The 19,450-nt window shown below is 32.8% G+C and carries 18 protein-coding genes; 6 read left to right on the forward strand and 12 right to left on the reverse strand.

All coding sequences use genetic code 11. The features are described from left to right. Nucleotides 1-136: 136 nt before the first annotated feature. On the reverse strand, nucleotides 137-1,615 hold the full coding sequence (gene mqo / locus BTJ66_RS04460) for a malate dehydrogenase (quinone) (protein WP_099089774.1): 1,479 nt from the start codon (nucleotides 1,613-1,615) through the stop codon (nucleotides 137-139). 392 nt (nucleotides 1,616-2,007) lie between these two features. Here mqo and BTJ66_RS04465 point away from each other — a divergent pair, with 392 nt between their 5' ends. Further along, complete coding sequence (locus BTJ66_RS04465) at nucleotides 2,008-3,156, forward strand: glycosyltransferase family 4 protein (RefSeq protein WP_099089775.1); 1,149 nt, start codon at nucleotides 2,008-2,010, stop codon at nucleotides 3,154-3,156. A gap of 144 nt (nucleotides 3,157-3,300) precedes the next feature. On the opposite strand, the gene BTJ66_RS04470 is transcribed toward BTJ66_RS04465, so the two are convergent. Further along, nucleotides 3,301-4,902, reverse strand: coding sequence for an L-lactate permease (locus BTJ66_RS04470; protein WP_099089776.1), 1,602 nt, complete (start codon nucleotides 4,900-4,902; stop codon nucleotides 3,301-3,303). 292 nt (nucleotides 4,903-5,194) lie between these two features. Here BTJ66_RS04470 and BTJ66_RS04475 point away from each other — a divergent pair, with 292 nt between their 5' ends. Next, on the forward strand, nucleotides 5,195-6,886 hold the full coding sequence (locus BTJ66_RS04475) for a CDP-glycerol glycerophosphotransferase family protein (RefSeq protein ID WP_099089777.1): 1,692 nt from the start codon (nucleotides 5,195-5,197) through the stop codon (nucleotides 6,884-6,886). Nucleotides 6,887-6,963: 77 nt separating this feature from the next. Here BTJ66_RS04475 and BTJ66_RS04480 read toward each other — a convergent pair whose 3' ends face one another. Beyond that, nucleotides 6,964-7,737: a hypothetical protein gene (locus BTJ66_RS04480; RefSeq protein ID WP_099089778.1), complete on the reverse strand. Its 774-nt coding sequence runs from the start codon at nucleotides 7,735-7,737 to the stop codon at nucleotides 6,964-6,966. A gap of 253 nt (nucleotides 7,738-7,990) precedes the next feature. After that, nucleotides 7,991-8,509, reverse strand: coding sequence for a GNAT family N-acetyltransferase (locus BTJ66_RS04485; RefSeq protein WP_099089779.1), 519 nt, complete (start codon nucleotides 8,507-8,509; stop codon nucleotides 7,991-7,993). 271 nt (nucleotides 8,510-8,780) lie between these two features. Between BTJ66_RS04485 and BTJ66_RS04490 the strand changes: the two genes are divergently transcribed. Together BTJ66_RS04490 and glcP are read left to right on the forward strand one after the other, a co-directional pair. Then, a complete protein-coding gene (locus tag BTJ66_RS04490) occupies nucleotides 8,781-9,770 on the forward strand; it encodes an acrylyl-CoA reductase family protein (protein ID WP_099089780.1) in 990 nt (329 codons plus the stop codon). Nucleotides 9,771-9,981: 211 nt separating this feature from the next. Then, nucleotides 9,982-11,346 (forward strand): glucose transporter GlcP, encoded by a 1,365-nt coding sequence (gene glcP, locus BTJ66_RS04495; protein WP_193433010.1) that lies wholly within the window; start codon nucleotides 9,982-9,984, stop codon nucleotides 11,344-11,346. A 58-nt stretch (nucleotides 11,347-11,404) separates the two neighbouring features. On the opposite strand, the gene BTJ66_RS04500 is transcribed toward glcP, so the two are convergent. Both BTJ66_RS04500 and BTJ66_RS04505 read right to left on the reverse strand, forming a co-directional pair. Continuing rightward, nucleotides 11,405-11,806 carry a GNAT family N-acetyltransferase gene (locus BTJ66_RS04500; RefSeq protein ID WP_099089793.1) on the reverse strand — a complete coding sequence of 134 codons (402 nt, stop codon included), beginning with the start codon at nucleotides 11,804-11,806 and terminating at the stop codon, nucleotides 11,405-11,407. A 150-nt stretch (nucleotides 11,807-11,956) separates the two neighbouring features. Beyond that, the gene (locus BTJ66_RS04505) at nucleotides 11,957-12,988 is read right to left on the reverse strand and encodes an NAD(P)/FAD-dependent oxidoreductase (RefSeq protein ID WP_099089781.1); all 1,032 of its coding nucleotides are present in this window, start codon (nucleotides 12,986-12,988) and stop codon (nucleotides 11,957-11,959) included. A gap of 114 nt (nucleotides 12,989-13,102) precedes the next feature. On the opposite strand from BTJ66_RS04505, the gene BTJ66_RS04510 reads away from it, so the two are divergent. Next, nucleotides 13,103-14,020, forward strand: coding sequence for an ABC transporter substrate-binding protein (locus BTJ66_RS04510; protein ID WP_099089782.1), 918 nt, complete (start codon nucleotides 13,103-13,105; stop codon nucleotides 14,018-14,020). A 157-nt stretch (nucleotides 14,021-14,177) separates the two neighbouring features. On the opposite strand, the gene BTJ66_RS04515 is transcribed toward BTJ66_RS04510, so the two are convergent. The 5 genes from BTJ66_RS04515 to BTJ66_RS04535 form a co-directional block, all read right to left on the reverse strand. After that, the gene (locus BTJ66_RS04515) at nucleotides 14,178-14,591 is read right to left on the reverse strand and encodes a DUF2871 domain-containing protein (RefSeq protein WP_099089783.1); all 414 of its coding nucleotides are present in this window, start codon (nucleotides 14,589-14,591) and stop codon (nucleotides 14,178-14,180) included. A gap of 218 nt (nucleotides 14,592-14,809) precedes the next feature. Then, complete coding sequence (rpiB, locus tag BTJ66_RS04520; protein WP_099089784.1) at nucleotides 14,810-15,256, reverse strand: ribose 5-phosphate isomerase B; 447 nt, start codon at nucleotides 15,254-15,256, stop codon at nucleotides 14,810-14,812. Between the two features lie 32 nt (nucleotides 15,257-15,288). Then, nucleotides 15,289-15,921, reverse strand: coding sequence for a dihydroxyacetone kinase subunit DhaL (gene dhaL, locus BTJ66_RS04525; RefSeq protein WP_099089785.1), 633 nt, complete (start codon nucleotides 15,919-15,921; stop codon nucleotides 15,289-15,291). Nucleotides 15,922-15,933: 12 nt separating this feature from the next. Continuing rightward, nucleotides 15,934-16,932, reverse strand: a complete 999-nt coding sequence (locus tag BTJ66_RS04530; protein ID WP_099089786.1) for a dihydroxyacetone kinase subunit DhaK — start codon at nucleotides 16,930-16,932, stop codon at nucleotides 15,934-15,936. Between the two features lie 43 nt (nucleotides 16,933-16,975). Beyond that, nucleotides 16,976-18,058, reverse strand: coding sequence for an MDR/zinc-dependent alcohol dehydrogenase-like family protein (locus BTJ66_RS04535; protein ID WP_099089787.1), 1,083 nt, complete (start codon nucleotides 18,056-18,058; stop codon nucleotides 16,976-16,978). 175 nt (nucleotides 18,059-18,233) lie between these two features. On the opposite strand from BTJ66_RS04535, the gene BTJ66_RS04540 reads away from it, so the two are divergent. After that, complete coding sequence (locus BTJ66_RS04540) at nucleotides 18,234-18,998, forward strand: DeoR/GlpR family DNA-binding transcription regulator (RefSeq protein ID WP_099089788.1); 765 nt, start codon at nucleotides 18,234-18,236, stop codon at nucleotides 18,996-18,998. 119 nt (nucleotides 18,999-19,117) lie between these two features. Here BTJ66_RS04540 and BTJ66_RS04545 read toward each other — a convergent pair. After that, nucleotides 19,118-19,450 (reverse strand): transposase (locus tag BTJ66_RS04545; RefSeq protein ID WP_153043315.1); only part of this gene is annotated, 333 nt, incomplete at its 5' end.

Below are 19,450 nucleotides of genomic sequence, written 5' to 3' on the forward strand. Positions count from 1 at the left end.
ATTAATGTTCAATCCGGTCAACTACTGTCAATATAATAACAAAAAGGCTGAGACATTGAATGTCTCAGCCTTTTTGTTATTAATTAAATAGAAAATAAACTCCCTTCAAATACTATTCCGTAAGTTCAATATGCTATTAGTTAATTTTCAAATATTTGGTAATTTCTTTATTCAATTGTGTATAAAGCGCTTCATTATCGGATAATTTCATACCATAAGAAGGAACCATTTCTTTAATTTTTTCTTCCCAACCACTAAAATCATCTTTATAACAACGTTTCAATAAATCTAACATGATATCTACTGCAGTAGAAGCACCTGGTGAAGCACCTAATAATGCAGACAACGAACCATCTTCAGAAGTAATCACCTCTGTACCAAATTGTAATGTGCCTTTACCTTGATCAGTATCTTTAATCACCTGAACTCTTTGGCCTGCGACAACAATTTCCCAATCTTCACTCTTGGCATTGGGAACAAATTGACGCAAATCTTCCATACGTTCTTCATTAGATAATGTCAGTTGTGATATAAGATATTTAGTTAAACTCATTTCTTTAATTCCTGCAGATAACATCGTAATCAAGTTATTTGGTTTTACAGACTTAATTAAATCCATATTTGATCCTGTTTTTAAAAATTTAGGTGAAAAACCAGCAAACGGTCCAAATAAAATAGTACGTTTGCCATCTATATATCTTGTATCCAAATGCGGTACAGACATAGGCGGCGCGCCAACTGGTGCCTTACCATATACTTTCGCTAAATGTTTTTTAGTAATTGCTTCATCTCTACACACTAAAAATAATCCACTTACTGGGAAACCACCAATATGTTTTGATTCTTTAATACCTGTTTTTTGCAATAATCGTAAACTTGCGCCACCTGCGCCAATAAACACAAAATCACTTTCAACAATTTCGACAATGTTAGTGTCAAGTTGCTTAACTTTAACTTCCCATACCCCATCTTTGCGTTGTTTAATGTCTTCGACTTCATGATTATAATTTAGAGTTACATTTTTATCTTCTAAATTTTCAAATAATTTTTTAGTTAATGCACTGAAGTTAACATCTGTGCCTGTTTTGTCATAACTCATCGCCATTGGAATATTAGATGTACGACCTTCCATAATTAAAGGCGTCCATTCAGCAATCTTCTCCTTATCATCAGTCAAAACCATATTTCTAAACAATATATTTTTATTTAATCTTTCTACACGTTTTTTTAAAAAGTCTACGTTTTGAACACCTTGCACAAAGCTCATATGCGGTACCGGCTTAATAAATGCTTCTGGGTTGTCGAGTTGCCCCTGTTTAACAAGGTAGCTCCAAAACTGTTTTGATACTTGGAATTGCTCATTAATTTTAACAGCTTTTTTAATATCAATTGTGCCGTCTTTATTTTCACTTGTATAGTTTAATTCACATAATGCAGAGTGCCCTGTTCCAGCATTATTCCAAGCATTAGAACTTTCTTCTGCAGGTGTTGATAATCTTTCAAACATCTTAATTTCTTTCTCAGGTGCGAGTTCTTTTAAAATCGTTCCTAATGTTGCGCTCATGATACCGCCACCAATTAAGATGACATCTGTTTTGCTATGTTGTGTACTCATAACAAATACAGTCCCCCTTTTATATGTGTTTAATAGAAACGTTATCTTTACTTTTAAAATTCATATATTAAATTAGTAAAGCGTTTTCTATAACTTAAAAATAAAAAATTCGTCTTATTGTCATTTATGTATGTAATGCAATAATACGATTACTTCATACCTCTTTAATTATATACGTAATTGGCACATGAAAAAAGGGCTTTCAGTAATTCTACACAAATTTTGTTAATATGTGTTAACTAGAATATATCATAATTTAATGATTATACTTATTAAAACAAGGTATACTTTATTTAATACAATGTTTCAAAACATATTAAAACATACATATAAACGACACATTTCGTGCTATAATGTATTTCAATTTAAGTAAAGTACTACTGGAGGTTTTTATGAAATCAATCACTTTTTTCATGCATAACATTTATGCAATGGGTGGAACAGTAAAATCTATCTCTCAAATGGCTAATGTGCTGGCTGAAAAAGGACATCATGTAGAAATTGTTTCCGTATTCAAGGGAGATACCTCACCTTATTTCGACATCAATCCAGCAATTAAAGTTAAATCTATAATTAATTATCAATTTCATCCTTTTAACTTTAAAGACATCTTTTTTAATCGTATTACTAAATGGACACCATTTTCAAAACCAAAACATATTTCTCAATATGAACCAGGTCTTAATCAATTTTCACATTATATAGAAAAGAAAATGATTAAAGCAATTAAACAAACCAATACAGATGTCTTAATTGGAACACGTGCTAGTTTCAATATTCTTATTTCTAAACATGCACCTAGACAATGTGAAAAAGTTGGTATGGAACACATGAATTTCGATGCACATCCTGAAGCTTATCAACAAGAAATCATAAATGCCTATAAAAATTTAGATAAATTAACAACATTAACAGAAGCAGATAAAATAAAATACCAAGATTATATACACATCCCAACTTTTGTAATTCCAAATATAATTAATGAAACGCGTTTACATGCTAATAAAGAGAAACGTATTTGCGCTGCCGGACGTTTGGAATATGAAAAAGGATTTGACCTACTTATAGAAAGCATAAATCCTATTCAACAAAACGTGAGACAATTGGGTTACCAAGTCCATATATACGGTGAGGGGCATGAACAAGGTAATTTATCCAAGTTGATTCATAACTATAATCTACAAGACATTATTTTTCTTCAAGGATCAACACAACAATTGAATGAACAATTATCAAAAAGTGAACTTACAGTCATTCCCTCACGTAATGAAGGCTTTGGTATGGTTATATTAGAAGCAATGAATCAAGGTAGCGTAGTTATAAGTTTTGATGGCAATGTGGGACCTGATTCTATTATTAACAATAATGTTAATGGCTATTTAGTAGAACATGAAAGTGTTAATGCTTTATCTAATAAATTAAGACGCCTTATTAATCAAGAATTTAAAGATCAAGTCATTATCGAAAATGGTTATCAAACAGTTGAGAATTATGGACCAGATGCCATATATCTCTCATTCAGACACATGCTTGACACATAATATTGATCGTACTGACTTTTATATTATTTTATCTTTATACACATAAGTTAAAATCCCTCCAAGCTGACATGTAAATGTCTACTTAGAGGGATTTTGTAGCAATAATTTATTATAGAAGTAAATTGTCTTGAAAGCTCTGTGATTCTATATAAAAATATTTAATAAGAATGTCCAAATACATACAAAGATGAGTAAAGCCACACTGTAACGCAGTGTCATTTTAAGTAATTCTGATTCTTTACCAACTTGTTGTACCGAAGCTGTGGCAATAGCAATTGATTGAGGTGAGATTAATTTTGCTGCAACCCCACCAACAGTATTTGCAGACACTAGTAATGCACCGCTCGCGCCAATATTACTTGCAACTGCTGATTGAATTGGTGCAAATAATGTATTATTATTCGTTACTGAACCTGTTAAGAACACACCAATCCATCCTAGTATTGGTGATAACAATGGGAAAATACTACCAGTTTTAGCTATGCCTTCACCTACTGCATTACTTAAACCAGCATAGGTCATTAATTTTGAAATAACTAAAATAAAACAAATAGTAATAATTGGTAACCATAACTCTTTAAATGCAACGATAAACAAACGTCCACCATCTTTAAATTGAACTTTTTTTGACATCAAAATGGTGATAATTATGACGAGTAGAATAGCTGTTCCTGTTTGTCCGATTATATTGAGTGGTAATGTAATGGCTTTATTAGCTATTTCACTATAAGTACCTGGTAATGATATATTGAAAACTAACGCTTCTAAAGCACCACCTGGCGCAAATAAAGATTTAAAATAAGGCGCGCTCCAAATCATGACAACGACAGTTAAAATAACGAAAGGACTCCATGCATACACAATTTCTTTAGGATGATGTTTGTTTATTTTTTGAGGCTTTTCGTCTTTATTAATTCTGAAGATATGTTTTGGTTGGAATTTTTTAGAAAATAATGCAAGCGCCATCATTGCCCCTAATGGCGGTATAATATCCGCTAATTCTGGACCTATAAACACAGTAATTATTGCTTGTAGCACCGTGAATGTAATAGAGACCACAAGTATAGCTGGTAGCGTTTCTTTAATTCCTTTAAAGCCATCAATAATCCATATTAATAAAAATGGTATAAGCATATTCATAAAAACAAGTGTTAAAGCAGACATAGAAGAAACCGCCATCCCTGACACATTATCAGGTAAGCCTAATGTATCTATGACTGTTACTGGTAAACCAATAGCACCAAATGCACCAGCTGAAGCATTTGCAATTAAACAAAGCATGGCTGCTTGTAATGGTGCAAATCCTAATTGTGTAAGCAATAACGCACAAATAGCGATAGGAACACCAAATCCAGCTGCTCCTTCTAAAAATCCATTAAATGCAAATCCAATTAATAACAATTGAATACGTTGATCTTGCGAAATACTTGATATACTATCTTGTATCGTATCAAATTGGCCTGTCTCATTTGTGATTTTATAAAGTAACACTGCCATCACAACAATATAACCAATCGGAATTATACCCTGGAAAAATCCCTCTACAACAGCTCCTGAGGCAATATTTGCAGGAAGTTTGAAAAAGACTATCGCAATGATAACCGTAACAACTACAGTAGTAATCGATGCATAAATCCCTTTCATTTTAAAAATAGTTAAACATAAAAGAAATAATACAATAGGTACTGCTGCAACAATTGATGATAACAGTACGTTATCAAAAGGGTTAAACGTATCTACGAACATTTCGACTCACTTCTACTTTCTTTATTTATTGTTGAGTATAAAAAAGCTTTGTTATTGTGATTTTTTTCACAATTAAATTATAGCATTTTTTATGACAAATTCAATAATAATTTGTGATTTTATTTCTAAATAAAATGATACATCTCATATATTTACATTAATCTTACATTGATGTAAAGTTTAAATTTAAAAAAAGACTATTTTGTCATGTGTTTTTATCCAGTGTTATCTTTTGTCTCAAACGCGTATCGTGGTAAAATATGGTTATTAACTTTTAAGTAGAGGGATATTAATGATAAAACAAATTGAAATTACTGCAGTTCAACTTTTAGAATCAGAGCTGGAGAAAGCAATACACGAAGGCTATACACACTTCGTCTTAATCAATGACACCATAGAAATATATCAACCAATGCTTGAAGCTGTGGAAATAAAACCATGTACAATTGTACCCGATTATACTGTTGAACAACAATATGCTAATGATTGCACTTACTTCGGCAAAGCGGAAATCACTTTCAATGATTGGATTGAAAATATTAATCATTTTCCTAATGTCATATTTCACATAGAAACGACGCAAACTATATTAAACCATTTTGACATTAATAATATATTCGATTTAGCACTTATCTCATTAATACAAGACGATGTTTCTACAGATAGCCATGTCGTTTTTAACTTTCATTCTGAATTTATAACAAGCAATGCCATTTGGCACAATATCAAAAAACTAACACTATTAAATACAACGAAATTCAATTTAAATAAATTGGCATATATACATAACCACCCTGTACCGTTTAAACAAAATGAAGTATTGGCTCCTGATCAAATGCGTTTCACAGATAAATGTTTAAAGCACACACATTTCATGATACCGCATTGGTTTTATAAAATGACGCACAATCACTTTATAAAAAAACACCAAAATATGAGTTACATTTATAAAAAAGATGAAGCAAAAGTCAAAGACCACATTGTATTTTTAGGGTTTGATTATGGATTCAGAGGTAATTCACGCTACTTATTCAATCACTTTGCAAAACATTTTTCTAAACTGCCGATCTATTTCATCACAAACGATGTTAATGGTCCGAATTTTATTAAAACTGATGATCCTAAAGCCAAATTATTAATAGAAAGTGCCCGAGTTGTTATATTGGAAAGTTATATTCCTGATAATTTGAAACCCAACGGTACCATCATTCAATTATGGCATGGCACACCAATCAAAAAACTATTCTTAGATAGTCCTGAACCAACACAAAATCTCAATATTTATAATTACCGAGCTCGTAAATATAATAAATGGTTACAACAAGATTATTTCGTCAGTGATTGTGCATCAATTATTGATCATTTTAAATCAGCGTTTCCTCAACAACACACACATCTTTTAAATTGTGGTTATCCAAGAGTAAGATATTTACTGGACAAAGAAACTGATAAGCATTACATTTCTTTTATAAAGCAGGAACTTAAATTAGATTCCGATAAAGAAACGCTATTATATGTACCAACTTGGCGTTCGCAATTTGACGAAAATGATTTATTACCCATTAGTGATGGGCTACTCAACAAATATAATGTAATATTCAAAGGTCATATTGAAGATCAATCAAATTATATTCCTGATAATGCAATCATTGCCCCTTCACATATTGAAGTACAAGATTTATTGCTCGTATCTGATATTGTATTGACAGACTATTCTTCCATTATCTTTGATGCCTTAACGATAGACAAAATCGTATGTCAATATACGCCAAACCATGAACATTATGTATCAGAACGTGGCGTATATGATGACGTTATGCACGCATTGTCTACAGTGCGCTACAGTGACGCTAAGGCACTGTTAAATGATTTAATCAGCCATCAAATGAAAGAACTCAATCATACTGAATTTATCAATAAGGATAATCACGCATTTGAAACGATTTCTCATATCATTCAAAAATGTATTAAATCCAAACAATAAATGTTTTTGTACAGCTATATAATTAAAAAGTGAGTCAGACATTGTGTTAAGTCTGACTCACTTTTTTATATCTTATTTTATTGTTGATATGCTGGATCAACCACTCTAACTGTCCCTTGTTGGTCAACAGTAGCAATCGCATATGTGCCTGGTTGTGCTTGATTTTGGAAACTAAAGATATAGCTATAGTTGCCTTCGCTTCCTTCTATTGCATAATCATTGTATGGATTAGATTGGCCATTTAAACGATTCACTTCGTTTGTAGCATTATCTAAAGCATTTTGAAAGTTTGGTAAGTTTTGTAATGCAGCTTGTGAATCGTTACTACCAGATGTGATATTTTGTGCAACAGGTACTGCATTTTGGCCTTGGTATGGCGCTACATACTGTGTTGAGTTGCCATTTGCATTTACATTTCCGTTTGAGTCATTTCCATTGGCATCATTCGTTGAATCATTCGAATTACTATTACTTTCTGAAGATGCAACATTGTTTGCATTATCATTATTACTTGTTGCATTATCGCCATTAGCATTTGAGCTTGAACTGTCACCATTTTCATCAGTTCCATTGTCACTTGATGTATTATCTGAGTTATTTGCATCATTGTCATCACTGCTATCACTTGAACTACTGTCATTAGATTTACTATCTGAATTTTTGTTTGAATCTTTGTCTTTATCAGAATCATTGTTCTTTTTATCATCGTTCTTAGAATCTTTTGATTTGTCCTCAGAAGATTGCTTGTCTTTTGAATTATCATCCTTCTTACTACTGTCATCATCACTTCCATTTGAACATGCAGCAAGTGCTAAAGATAAAGTCAGAAAACCTGCTAATAATTTTTTCATATACGAAAACCTCCCTGAATTTTTAATACTCATTACCCAAAGTTTACTTAATATGTATCTTTCTCTATCCATTAGGCTTAATGAGAATTATTTTGTTATTCACTATAAATTCAAAAATAAACATCTTTTGTCAAAATTCTTTCGAAAGAAAATATAAATTTAACAAAATCAAAACAATTTTTAAGTTTATATAGATATATTACACCTTTACAACAGTTTAAATAACAACACATTATTATCTTATGCACTATGGTTAGATATTTTTCTCCATGATTAAGTCGGTATCCACAACATTACCAGTATAAAATTGATGTTCACCCGTCACACGTAGTCCTTGATTTTTATAAAAATTAAAAGCTTGGACATTATGTTCCCATACACCTAACCATATTTTAGTTTTATTTAATTCACGTGCTTTTTTTGTTGCAAACGCTAAAACACGTTTACCTCTCCCCCCACCTTGAGCTTGTGGTAAGAAATATATACGTTGAACCTCAAGGTATTCGTCCCCTTTTGCTTCAGTTTGTGCCTCATTAATATTTAATTTAAAGTAACCAACAATCTCATCATCATCTTTAAAAAAATAGGTGAATGAATTATCATCTTGTAACTCGCTTAACAATTGCTTGGTTGCATACGCTTCATTAAAATAAGCATTAAAGTCTTCGTCAGTATATTCTCCATGCTCAAACGTTGTCTTAAACGTATTGATACTCAACGTTCGTAATACTTCAACTTCTTCTGTGTTAACTAACTCAATTGACTGCTCCATCTTTCATTCACCCTTTACTATCAGTTTATTGTAATTATACTAAAATCGACATTATGTTACTATGTTAAAAACCATTTCCTATTAAATTAATCATTGCCTCTGATGACATTTTATCAATGACATTCTATGCAAATTAAAAGTTTTTTTAAATTAAAACGCTTTCTTATAATTACAATAGTTTCGCCATATTGTGTAATATTCAATTACGTGATAAAGTAGGTCTAGTTTTTTAATTGTTCGTAAATTTATTCATAAGGAGCGCTATTCAGTAATGACTAACACATTCAAAGCCTTTGTAGTCGAAGAACAAGACGGCAAAGTAACGAATCAATATAAAGAGATATCCATAGATGATCTTCCAGAAGGTGAAGTGCTTATTAAAGTTAAATATTCTGGAATTAATTATAAAGATGCCCTTGCAACAGTGGAAAATTCAAAAATTGTTTCTTCCTATCCAATGGTTCCAGGCATTGATTTAGCTGGTGTTGTAGAACATTCAGATACGCATGCTTTCGAACAAGGTGATGAAGTCATAGTTACTGGTTATGGTTTAGGTACTAGCCATTTCGGTGGTTTTAGTGAATATGCTCGTGTTAAAGAAGAATGGATTGTACCCTTACCAAAAGATTTAACTTTAGAAGAAGCTATGATCTATGGCACAGCTGGATATACAGCCGGATTAGCTATTGAAAAGTTAGAACATGACGGACTTTCAATTGAAAAGAAAGATATACTTGTTCGTGGTGCAACTGGAGGCGTTGGTACATTAGCTATTATGATGCTAGATTCAATTGGATTTGACGTCGTTGCTAGTACTGGCAAAAGTGGTGTAGAGGATAAATTGAAAGCACTAGGTGCTAAAGAAGTTATTTCACGCATCACTAACAGTGATCATAAGGCCCTTGGCAAACGAACTTGGCAAGGTGTTATTGACCCTGTTGGTGGCGAAAGTTTAAGCCAAATCGTTAAACAATTAGACTATAATGGTATGGTTGCTGTTATCGGTATGACAGCAGGAACAAATTTTGATAGCTCGGTATTCCCATTTATCTTAAGAGGTACAAGTATCATAGGTATTGATTCTGTTTATACTGAGATGAGACAACGTAAACATATTTGGCGTCGCTTAGCTAAAGATTTAAAACCGAATCACTTACACGATATTAAAAAAGTAATCAAATTCAATGAACTTGAAGATAATATCAAGCAAGTTCTTGAACATACTAATTCAGGTAGAGTTGTCATTGATTTTGAAGCATAATTTTAACTTAAACCTTAACTTCTTTTTACATTAAAGTAGTTAAGGTTTATTTTTATACTAATTTAAACGTAAGCCTTTTTTATTTCTATCTCAATAAAATTATATCTCATATAAATAGTTATTAATAAATAAAAATCTTATATTTTAATATTTACAAGTAATATATGAAAGCGTATACTTATCTCTATCGAATATTATCAGGAGGGTCTTTATGGGAATTAAAGTGAATAAAAAACTCATCTTTTTCTTGGGCGCATTGGGAGGGTTACTCTATGGTTATGACATGGGAGTCATTTCTGGCGCTTTGTTATTTATTAGTGATGACATACCATTAAATAGCATTACAAAAGGTTTCGTTGTTTCATCAATGTTAGTTGGTGCCATTGTAGGTTCAGGTGCTAGTGGTCCACTGTCAGATAAGCTAGGCCGTAGACGTGTCGTATTTATCATTGCGATTATATATATTGTTGGATCTTTAATATTGGCACTAGCACCATCCATGCCTGTATTAGTTATCGGGCGTCTAATCATTGGTTTAGCTGTAGGAGGTTCTACTGCTATTGTTCCAGTTTACTTGTCAGAAATGGCACCTACTGAACAACGTGGCTCACTAAGCTCGTTAAACCAATTAATGATTACAATTGGTATCTTATCCTCATACTTAATTAACTATGCATTCACACCTATAGAAGGCTGGAGATGGATGTTAGGTCTTGCTATCGTTCCTTCTGCTATTTTACTTGTTGGTGTTGCATTTATGCCTGAAAGTCCAAGATGGTTACTTGAACATAAGAGTGAAAAAGCAGCACGTGACGTTATGAAATTGACATTTAAAGATAGTGAAATTGATAAAGAAATCGCAGATATGAAAGAAATCAATAGTATCTCTGAAAGTACTTGGAATGTCTTGAAATCACCTTGGTTGAGACCTACGCTCATAATCGGAAGTATTTTTGCACTACTCCAACAAATTATTGGTATCAATGCAATCATATATTATGCACCTACAATCTTCAGTAAAGCTGGATTAGGTGATGCCACTTCAATTTTAGGAACAGTAGGAATTGGCACAGTCAATGTCTTGATTACTATTGTTGCTATTATGATAATAGATAAAATTGACCGTAAACGTCTATTAGTTACAGGTAATATCGGTATGGTTGCTTCATTGTTAATTATGGCAATCCTAATTTGGACGATTGGTATTCAATCATCCGCTTGGATTATTGTCGCTTGTTTAACCTTATTCATTATATTCTTTGGTTTTACTTGGGGACCGGTACTATGGGTTATGTTGCCAGAATTATTCCCAATGCGTGCTCGTGGAGCTGCAACAGGCTTTGCAGCGCTAGTACTATCAATAGGTAGTTTACTTGTTGCACAGTTCTTCCCAATGCTCACTGACATTCTACCGGTTGAGCAAGTATTCTTAATCTTTGCTGTGATTGGTATTGGTGCATTAATCTTTGTCATCAAATACTTACCAGAAACACGTGGGCGTAGTTTAGAAGAAATCGAAGCTGATTTACGTTCTAGAACAAATGCCACAGATGCAAATATTCATGAAAACAAATAATAGATAACAATTTAAAGGGGTGAATCGCCAACATGCGATTCACCCCTTTAATAGTAACTTAATACTTCATATACATACCACATGACTGTGGCTCAGTAGTAACGAAACCATATTGAGCGTATAATTGGTCTGCTGGATAATCTGCAATTAAACTAACATAAGTCCCTACTTCAGCCTCGGCCTCTATAAACGACATAATATGTGACATAATTGTTTTACCGTATCCTTGCCCTTGAAATTTAGGATCCACTGCGATGTCTATAATTTGAAATGCTGTACCACCGTCACCAATAACACGTCCCATGCCTATAAGATTTTCTTCATGATAGATCGTTACATCAAAACAAGCATTTGCAATTCCCTTTTCTGCCGCTTTTTGAGATTTCTCACTTAACCCAGCCACCTTACGTAAATTTCTATACTCCGACACATGAGGCGCAGCATGTTTTATTTCTATCATCATGATTCATCTCCTATAAATTTTCACTTAATTATTATGCTATAGTCCGAAATGATTCTCAAATAATCAATGATTCATTAAATAATAAAGATTAATAAAAAATCGACAACGTTAGTTTCGCTATCGATTTTAATTATATTAATAATTTATTTATAAATATTTTTTCATAACTACTTTATTAGATTCTTTAAAAATATCATTATGACTTGATACATAACCTTCTGGTGTAGCTTTTGGCTCTATATAGAGTTTAGCTAAATTTGCGGCATTTGCGGCATCACTAAAAGCACTGGCAATTAAGTGCGCTTTAGCCTCGTGATAAATGATATCACCACATGCGTAAAGTCCATCAATACTTGTTGACGTATTGCCAAATCCTTTTATGCTATATTCATTAAACATATCTACTTTGGCAGATGATTGTTCAAGTAATGTATTTTCTCTATCAAAACCATGGCTGATAATCACATCATCAAATGTTCTAACAGTATGTTCGCCAGTTTCATTGTTCTCTAAGATAACCTGCTCAATCTGCGTTTGAGTTTCGTCACCAATTAATTGATGAATGTGTGTGTTTGGCAATTTTTTTACGTTTAGTTGTTCCATTTTCTCTCTCATAGCTTCGTAGCCTCTAATGTCAGATTTTCTATATATCAGTGTGACGCTTTTTGCATAACCACTTAAATCATTAGCCCAATCTAAAGCTGAGTTACCAGCTCCAGAAATCAACACATTTTTATCTTTGAATTTTTTTAATGACTGGACGACATAATGTAAGTTTGTCAATTTATATCGTTCTGCATCTTTTATATCTAGCTGTTTAGGGTTAATGATACCCCCACCAATCGCAATAATAACTGATTTCCCATCAAATACATTGCCTTGATCAGTCTCAACTTCAAAATATTGTTCTGATATTTTTCTAATATCAATTACTCTTTCTCCTAGATTCACTTCCGGTTCGAAATGCAAACCTTGATTAACTGTATCCTGAATAATTTCAAAACAAGGTTTTGGTGCTAATCCTCCAATATCCCATATAATTTTCTCTGGATATACATGCATCTTTCCACCAAGCTTATCTTGGATGTCAATAATGCGCACTCGCATTCCCCTTAATCCTGAATAGAAACTAGCATATAATCCTGCGGGTCCACCACCAATTATAATAACATCATCCATAAAGCATCCTCCCAAATTTGCCTTGTGTCTTTCCTATATTATGCTATAATTGATAACGATTATCAATGAAAACCTTTTATTTTCATAAATTCATGTATTAGGAGTTACTAAATTGTGAAAAAATTACTATTTATTTTAATTTGTCTGCTTTTATGTATAGTTGGCTGTAGTACTGAAGATTCAAATAAAAAGAACGATCCGGAAAATCAATCATCCGAGAAAGTATTTAAAGATGACACAGATAAAGAAGTTAAAATTCCTAAAGTCCCTAAAAGAATAGCTGTTTTACATCCAACTTATGTTGGCGCGCTTGTAAAATTTGGACATAAGCCGGTTGCTGTACCTGAATTTGTAAATAAAAACAAAGTATTAAACGATGCCACTAAAGGTATTCAGCGTATTGATAACACGAGTGTTGAACAAGTTACTAAACAAAAACCTGACCTCATCATAACTACAATACAAGATAAGAATATTAAAAAGTTACAAAAAGTTGCACCGACAGTTGCTTTCGATTCAGAAAAATCTACTTATAAAGATCATACTAAAAAATTAGCATCCTTAATCAACGAACAGGAAAAAGCACAACAGTGGATTAAAGATTGGGATAAGCAAATGGCTGATGACAAAAAAGAATTGACACCTTTAATCAAAGGTAAAACCATTTCAGTATTACAACAAACACCTAAAGGTACCATGGCATTTAGTGACCATTTAGGTAGAGGAACAGAAATACTATATGATGGTTATGGTATGAAACAGCCTAAAGCACTTGAAAAAGCTACACAAGAGAAATTTGCTACACCAATAAATCCAGAAAATTTTGATGACTATATAGGCGATTTTGCAGTAATCGCTACAAATGGAAATCAGTCTCCTGACTTTGAAAATAGAAACTACTGGAATAATCTTACTGCAGTAAAAAACAAACACGTTATAAAATTTGATGTTACAGAAACACAATATAATGATCCACTATCCTTAGAAAAACAACGAGATATTTTTTACAATGCATTAAAATCAAAGAAATAATATAAATTCATCGTTTATCATTTTCTTGAGATATGTGTATATAGATTAATAAAGTAAAAAGCTGCCAACAATATGATAAGCGTCCTCCAAAGTAGACATTTAAAAATGAAAAATTTGGAGGGCACTTATCAATCATTATTGTTAGCAGCTTTGCTAATTAATCTCTTGGATCTTTTACTATTGCATTTCTTAATAAGAAAAATAACAGGATAAATCCAGCAGTTAAAATCGTATGGCCTATGCCTGCGAATCCTGCGAAAGATTCTGGAATAGGCAATCCAATTACTTGATATGTGCCTTTCGTAAACATCATACCTATTGTTGTTAATACGCCTATGTTATAAACAATAAAGAACCAGTTAAATAAATAATAACTACTTAATTTAAATATTTTCACAACCGGTAATAGAATAAGATGCATAAACATACCTAAGATGAGTGTATGAGTGTGTACTACAACAAGTTGTGTATCTCCAGTGAAATGATGTGCTAATGTCAATTCACGATAATAAAAACCGCTTAGTAAACCTAAGACAGTATAAATTAAAAAAGCATATAATACTCTACGCATAAAATTATCCTCCTCAAGCATATTATATGACAATTATTTAAAAATTACAGTGACAATTCTACAAACATATATAATTGCTATGGATTACTCACTTTCATCATATAAATAATTCCTTTTTGATTTATGATATAACAACTAACAAAAGACTAAGCATCCTATTTTCCATAAGGATACTTAGTCTTTAAATTTCTATTATAATCATTTTTCATTTATTAACTTTATTTATTTTCATTTTCTTCAACTTCATCTATTTTATCAACTTTACGCTGTGAGCCGCCTTCCCATCTCACATTCAGATACGCCTCAACATTTTTCTTAGCAGCTTCGATACCTATAATCTGTGCTCCCATAGTTAAAATTTGAGCATTATTGCTTAATTGCGCGCGCTCTGCAGAATAAACATCGTGTGCTAATGCAGCACGAATGCCTTTCAATTTGTTTGCTGTAATTGCTACACCAATACCAGTACCACAAATCAAGATACCACGTTCATTGTTCCCTTGTTGAATGCTTTTCCCAACCTCAGCAGCGACATCAGGATAATCTGTTTCTGCACATTGATGACAACCAAAATCTTCCACCACATGTCCTAATTTCTCTACATGTGTTTTGACTGCTTCTTTTAAATCATATCCATTATGGTCTGCACCAATTGCTATTTTCATTAATAATTCCTCCTCGAATTTGATTTATACTTTTAAATAAAAGTTTTAAAAGTGTCTAACATCATATAGGCAGACATAGCACCAGGATCAACATGGCCTTGTGAACGATAACCCAATCGCTTTGACCTACCCTTATTAGATACAATATCTTTAGTACTTTCCATGCCTTCTTTTGCCATATCTAATGCATCTTCATATGCATCTGCAAATGACTTACTTAATTGTTGTGATTGCGTTAAAGATTTGTAAAAAGGTTCTAGTGTATCTATCATGGTTTTATCACCGATTTCTGCTTTCCCTCTATCTTTGATACCTTTACAAAAAGCAATCCAAAATTGATATAACTCATCATCATCTAATGCTGTCTTATTTTTAACAGCGACTGCACCTTTCAAATACCCTGAAGCGTATAATGGACCAACAGAGGAACCAACAGCGTCTAAGAATTGCTTGCCAACAGCCACGCTAATTTTTGAAATATCTTTTTGTGTTGTCAATTCATTATGAATTGTTTGTTTAACAGCTTGATAACCAATATCCATAGTTATACCATGATCACCATCACCTATTTTTCTATCCAATTCACAAAGTTCGTCTTTTTTACTTTCAAATAATGTGGTTAAAGCTAATATATATTCTTTAAATAATTCACTTGTTAATGTCATAATTACGACCTCCTAAATGACCTTGAAATTTGGACAATCTATAGGATGATCTATACAAGCCTTCAATGTATCGTCTACTTTCATCAACGTGACTGAAAAACCACCCATTTCCATTGAGGTAATAAAATTTCCTATAAACGTTCGATATGGGTTGATATGATGCTCTTTCAAAATCTCATTGACTGCTTTATTAATAATATAAAGTTCCATTTGAGACGTAGCACCAAGTCCATTAATTAATACGACAACTTCGTCTTCGGCATGATATAAACCTTCTTTTAAAATATTTTGCATAATGACTTGAACTGTCTCGTTAGCCGAACGGATTGTCGTTTTTTCAATTCCAGGTTCTCCATGATGACCCAGACCAATTTCCATTTCATCATCTTCTAAATCAAAACTCGGTTTTCCAGTTTGCGGTAAATAACATGGACTTAAACCAATACCCATCGACCGTGTATGATCATTTGCCAATTGAGCAATACGTCTAACTTCTTCTAAATCATAACCAAAATCGGCAGCAGCACCTGCAGCCTTATAGACTAATAATTCGCCAGCGATGCCTCTTCGATCATCTAACGCTTTGGAAGATGCGACATCGTCATTACCAATTACAGCTTTGGTCATAATATCATCTTCTACCTCTGTCATTTCGCTTGCCATTTCAAAATTCATTAAATCTCCTGCGTAATTTCCGTAAATATAAAGCACGCCATGCCCTTTATCCACCTCTCTTGTCACAGCTTGTATTGGTATTGGCGAAGGTGAAGCAAAAATGTTGCCTACCGCGACACCATCAGCCATACCCTTACCAACATAGCCTAAAAATGCTGGTTCATGACCAGAGCCTCCACCTATTAAGATACTTACTTTTCTTTTATCATCACGTTTTTTTCCAATGAGTGCTCTTTTATGAAGTTCAGAACGTCTTATATATTCTGGATAAGCAATCAAATAACCAGCCATGAGTTCCTCAATGACATTGTCCGGGTTGTTTATCATTTTTTTCATTTTATAACTCTCCTTTTACACCATCATGTTGCAAAATATATGATTATGGTACAAGAACAACTTTTAGTGATTGCTCACCTTTTTTCATCAATTCAAATCCTTCTTCAAAGTCTTTTAAAGGCAATTGATGCGTCACTACACCTTCTGTTGGAAAATCATCTTTTTGTATTCCATCTATAACTAATGGATAGCAATAAGGTCCTAAATGACTCCCCATTAGATCTAATTCCTTACGATCAGAAATAATACTCCAATCAACTGTAACAGGGTCTCCAAATACAGAGAATTCTACAAAACGTCCCAATTTTCTAATGGCACTAAGACCTTGTTCCACTGATTTTGGATGACCTGTTGCCTCAATATAAGTATCACAACCATAACCTTCTGTCATGTCTTTAATTTCCTTAACTACATCTACTTTTGAAGGATTCATGACAATATCAGCACCGAATGATTTAGCTAATTCTAAACGGTCATCCTTCATGTCTAATACAACTAATGTTTCAGCGCCAGCTTTTTTAGCTGCGCCAACCATTCCTAAACCCAATGTACCTGCACCAGATAAGACAACAAAATCACCTAACTTAATATTAGCGCGTTGGACAGCATGTAAACTACATGCATAAGGTTCTATCAAAATTGCTTTTTCCAACGCCATATTTTCTGGCACTTTGTAATTAATTGCTTCCTTCGTGAATTTCATATATTCCGCCATACCACCGTTGACATTATTTTGAAAGCCATATAAATCATGTTTTTCGCACATCCAATATTCTCCACGCTTACAGAATCTACAGTCCCAACATGGTACGATTTGTTCTGAAATTATACGATCTCCAATATCAAAATCTGTGACATCTTCCCCTTTTTCTACAATACGTGCAATAAATTCGTGACCTGGAATCATAGGTGCTTTTATATATGATGGTTGTGTTTCATCACCCCAAAAACTAGGTGCCCCTCCGTAAGCTTTAATATCACCAGCACATATACCGCATGCCTCAACCTTTACGATAATTTCTTTGGGGTGTTCTATCGTTGGTGTTGCAACTGTCTCATATTTATATTCTCCGGGTGCGTAAGCTACGACTGCATTCATTGTTTCGGGATAATTTTTCTTATTCATAATTAACCGCTCCTTTACCTGTTTAGAAAACGCTTTCATCTATAGGCACAATTCTAATATATTTTTTCATTTATCACAAATATTTTTTCGTTTATTTTCGTTATATTTCATTTCGATTTATTTGTATTGATTTTATGTTAATATTAAATATGAAACTAAAGAGGATGTGATTCACATGAAAATGTATGCAGACGAGCGTAGAGAACATATATATACGTATATCAAATCTCATAAACGAGCAACTGTAAAACAATTATCTGATTACTTGAGCGTTACTGAAGCAACAGTTAGAAGCGATTTAAGAAGATTAGAAGGTGAAAATAAATTAACACGTACGCATGGTGGCGCTAAGGTCGCAGAAAATATTGGATCTAAATTAAATTTTTCTTATCGTTTAACGCAAAAGCACGATGAGAAATATAAAATAAGCAAGGCTGCATTAAAAAAAATCAAGCCACAACAGTGCATTATGATTGATGCGAGTTCAACAACTTATGAATTAGCAAAGCTACTTTCGGAAACTACAATGGAACTCACAATTATTACAAATGGTTTAGAAAATGCCGTTTTATTAAAAGAAAATCCACATTTAACTGTCCTTGTTGTAGGTGGATTTGTTTCACAAGATTCAAATGCGATAACTGGTAATATCGATTCTCAAATATTAGAAATGTATCATATTGATTATTTCTTTTTATCTGCAAATGGTTTTACCTTGGAAAATGGCTTGACCGACTTTTCATTACCTGAAGTTCAATTAAAAAAACAAATGGTAAGAGAAAGTGAAAATGTCATTGCCCTTATTGATAAAAGTAAATTTGATGTATCTTCAACGCTTTCATTCGCAAAAACCTCTGATATTATTGAAGTAATTACCGATGAGAAGCCTGAACACAAATGGCTTAAACAAGTCCCGTTCTCAGTAACTGTCGCACAATAATAGTGATTTAATACTAAATTCATCAAAGTACTGAGGTACTATAAACTACGTAGGTATTTGAACATACAAAGTGTGTTTGTTTCATCAAATATCAAATCTACCAAAAGACCATTTTAAATTTAATTCTCACATACTAATACAAAATCAAAAGAGTCCGGGACATAAACATTTCTGATTAAAGAATAAACGTCAATTTCTATTGAAATTATATAGAAATTGACGTTTTCTTTATTTTTATATAATTTTGTAGCTCGTTGAGCTACTATTTTTCTTATGTTTAGCGCCATTAAGACAAAACCAAGCTCTCGTTTAACCTTATTTATTCCTCGAACCGACATGCGATTGAAACCCAAAATAGCCTTCATAAATCCAAAAACTGGTTCTACGTCAATTTTTCTTTGACTATAGATTTTTTTAGTTTCTGGTTCTGAAAGCTTTTGGTTAACTTGAGA

It is taken from the genome of Staphylococcus edaphicus (genome assembly GCF_002614725.1).
In the GTDB taxonomy this organism is placed as follows: Bacteria; Bacillota; Bacilli; order Staphylococcales; family Staphylococcaceae; genus Staphylococcus; species Staphylococcus edaphicus.

Excerpts from the sequence above, each read along its gene's own strand:
- glcP (WP_193433010.1), top strand. The coding sequence starts at position 9,982 with ATGGGAATTAAAGTGAATAAAAAACTCATCTTTTTCTTGGGCGCATTG.
- BTJ66_RS04530 (WP_099089786.1), bottom strand. The coding sequence starts at position 16,932 with ATGAAAAAAATGATAAACAACCCGGACAATGTCATTGAGGAACTCATG.
- BTJ66_RS04500 (WP_099089793.1), bottom strand. The coding sequence starts at position 11,806 with ATGATAGAAATAAAACATGCTGCGCCTCATGTGTCGGAGTATAGAAAT.
- BTJ66_RS04490 (WP_099089780.1), top strand. The coding sequence starts at position 8,781 with ATGACTAACACATTCAAAGCCTTTGTAGTCGAAGAACAAGACGGCAAA.
- BTJ66_RS04465 (WP_099089775.1), top strand. The coding sequence starts at position 2,008 with ATGAAATCAATCACTTTTTTCATGCATAACATTTATGCAATGGGTGGA.
- BTJ66_RS04535 (WP_099089787.1), bottom strand. The coding sequence starts at position 18,058 with ATGAATAAGAAAAATTATCCCGAAACAATGAATGCAGTCGTAGCTTAC.
- BTJ66_RS04485 (WP_099089779.1), bottom strand. The coding sequence starts at position 8,509 with ATGGAGCAGTCAATTGAGTTAGTTAACACAGAAGAAGTTGAAGTATTA.
- dhaL (WP_099089785.1), bottom strand. The coding sequence starts at position 15,921 with ATGACATTAACAAGTGAATTATTTAAAGAATATATATTAGCTTTAACC.
- BTJ66_RS04515 (WP_099089783.1), bottom strand. The coding sequence starts at position 14,591 with ATGCGTAGAGTATTATATGCTTTTTTAATTTATACTGTCTTAGGTTTA.
- BTJ66_RS04475 (WP_099089777.1), top strand. The coding sequence starts at position 5,195 with ATGATAAAACAAATTGAAATTACTGCAGTTCAACTTTTAGAATCAGAG.
- BTJ66_RS04540 (WP_099089788.1), top strand. The coding sequence starts at position 18,234 with ATGAAAATGTATGCAGACGAGCGTAGAGAACATATATATACGTATATC.
- BTJ66_RS04470 (WP_099089776.1), bottom strand. The coding sequence starts at position 4,902 with ATGTTCGTAGATACGTTTAACCCTTTTGATAACGTACTGTTATCATCA.
- mqo (WP_099089774.1), bottom strand. The coding sequence starts at position 1,615 with ATGAGTACACAACATAGCAAAACAGATGTCATCTTAATTGGTGGCGGT.
- rpiB (WP_099089784.1), bottom strand. The coding sequence starts at position 15,256 with ATGAAAATAGCAATTGGTGCAGACCATAATGGATATGATTTAAAAGAA.
- BTJ66_RS04480 (WP_099089778.1), bottom strand. The coding sequence starts at position 7,737 with ATGAAAAAATTATTAGCAGGTTTTCTGACTTTATCTTTAGCACTTGCT.
- BTJ66_RS04505 (WP_099089781.1), bottom strand. The coding sequence starts at position 12,988 with ATGGATGATGTTATTATAATTGGTGGTGGACCCGCAGGATTATATGCT.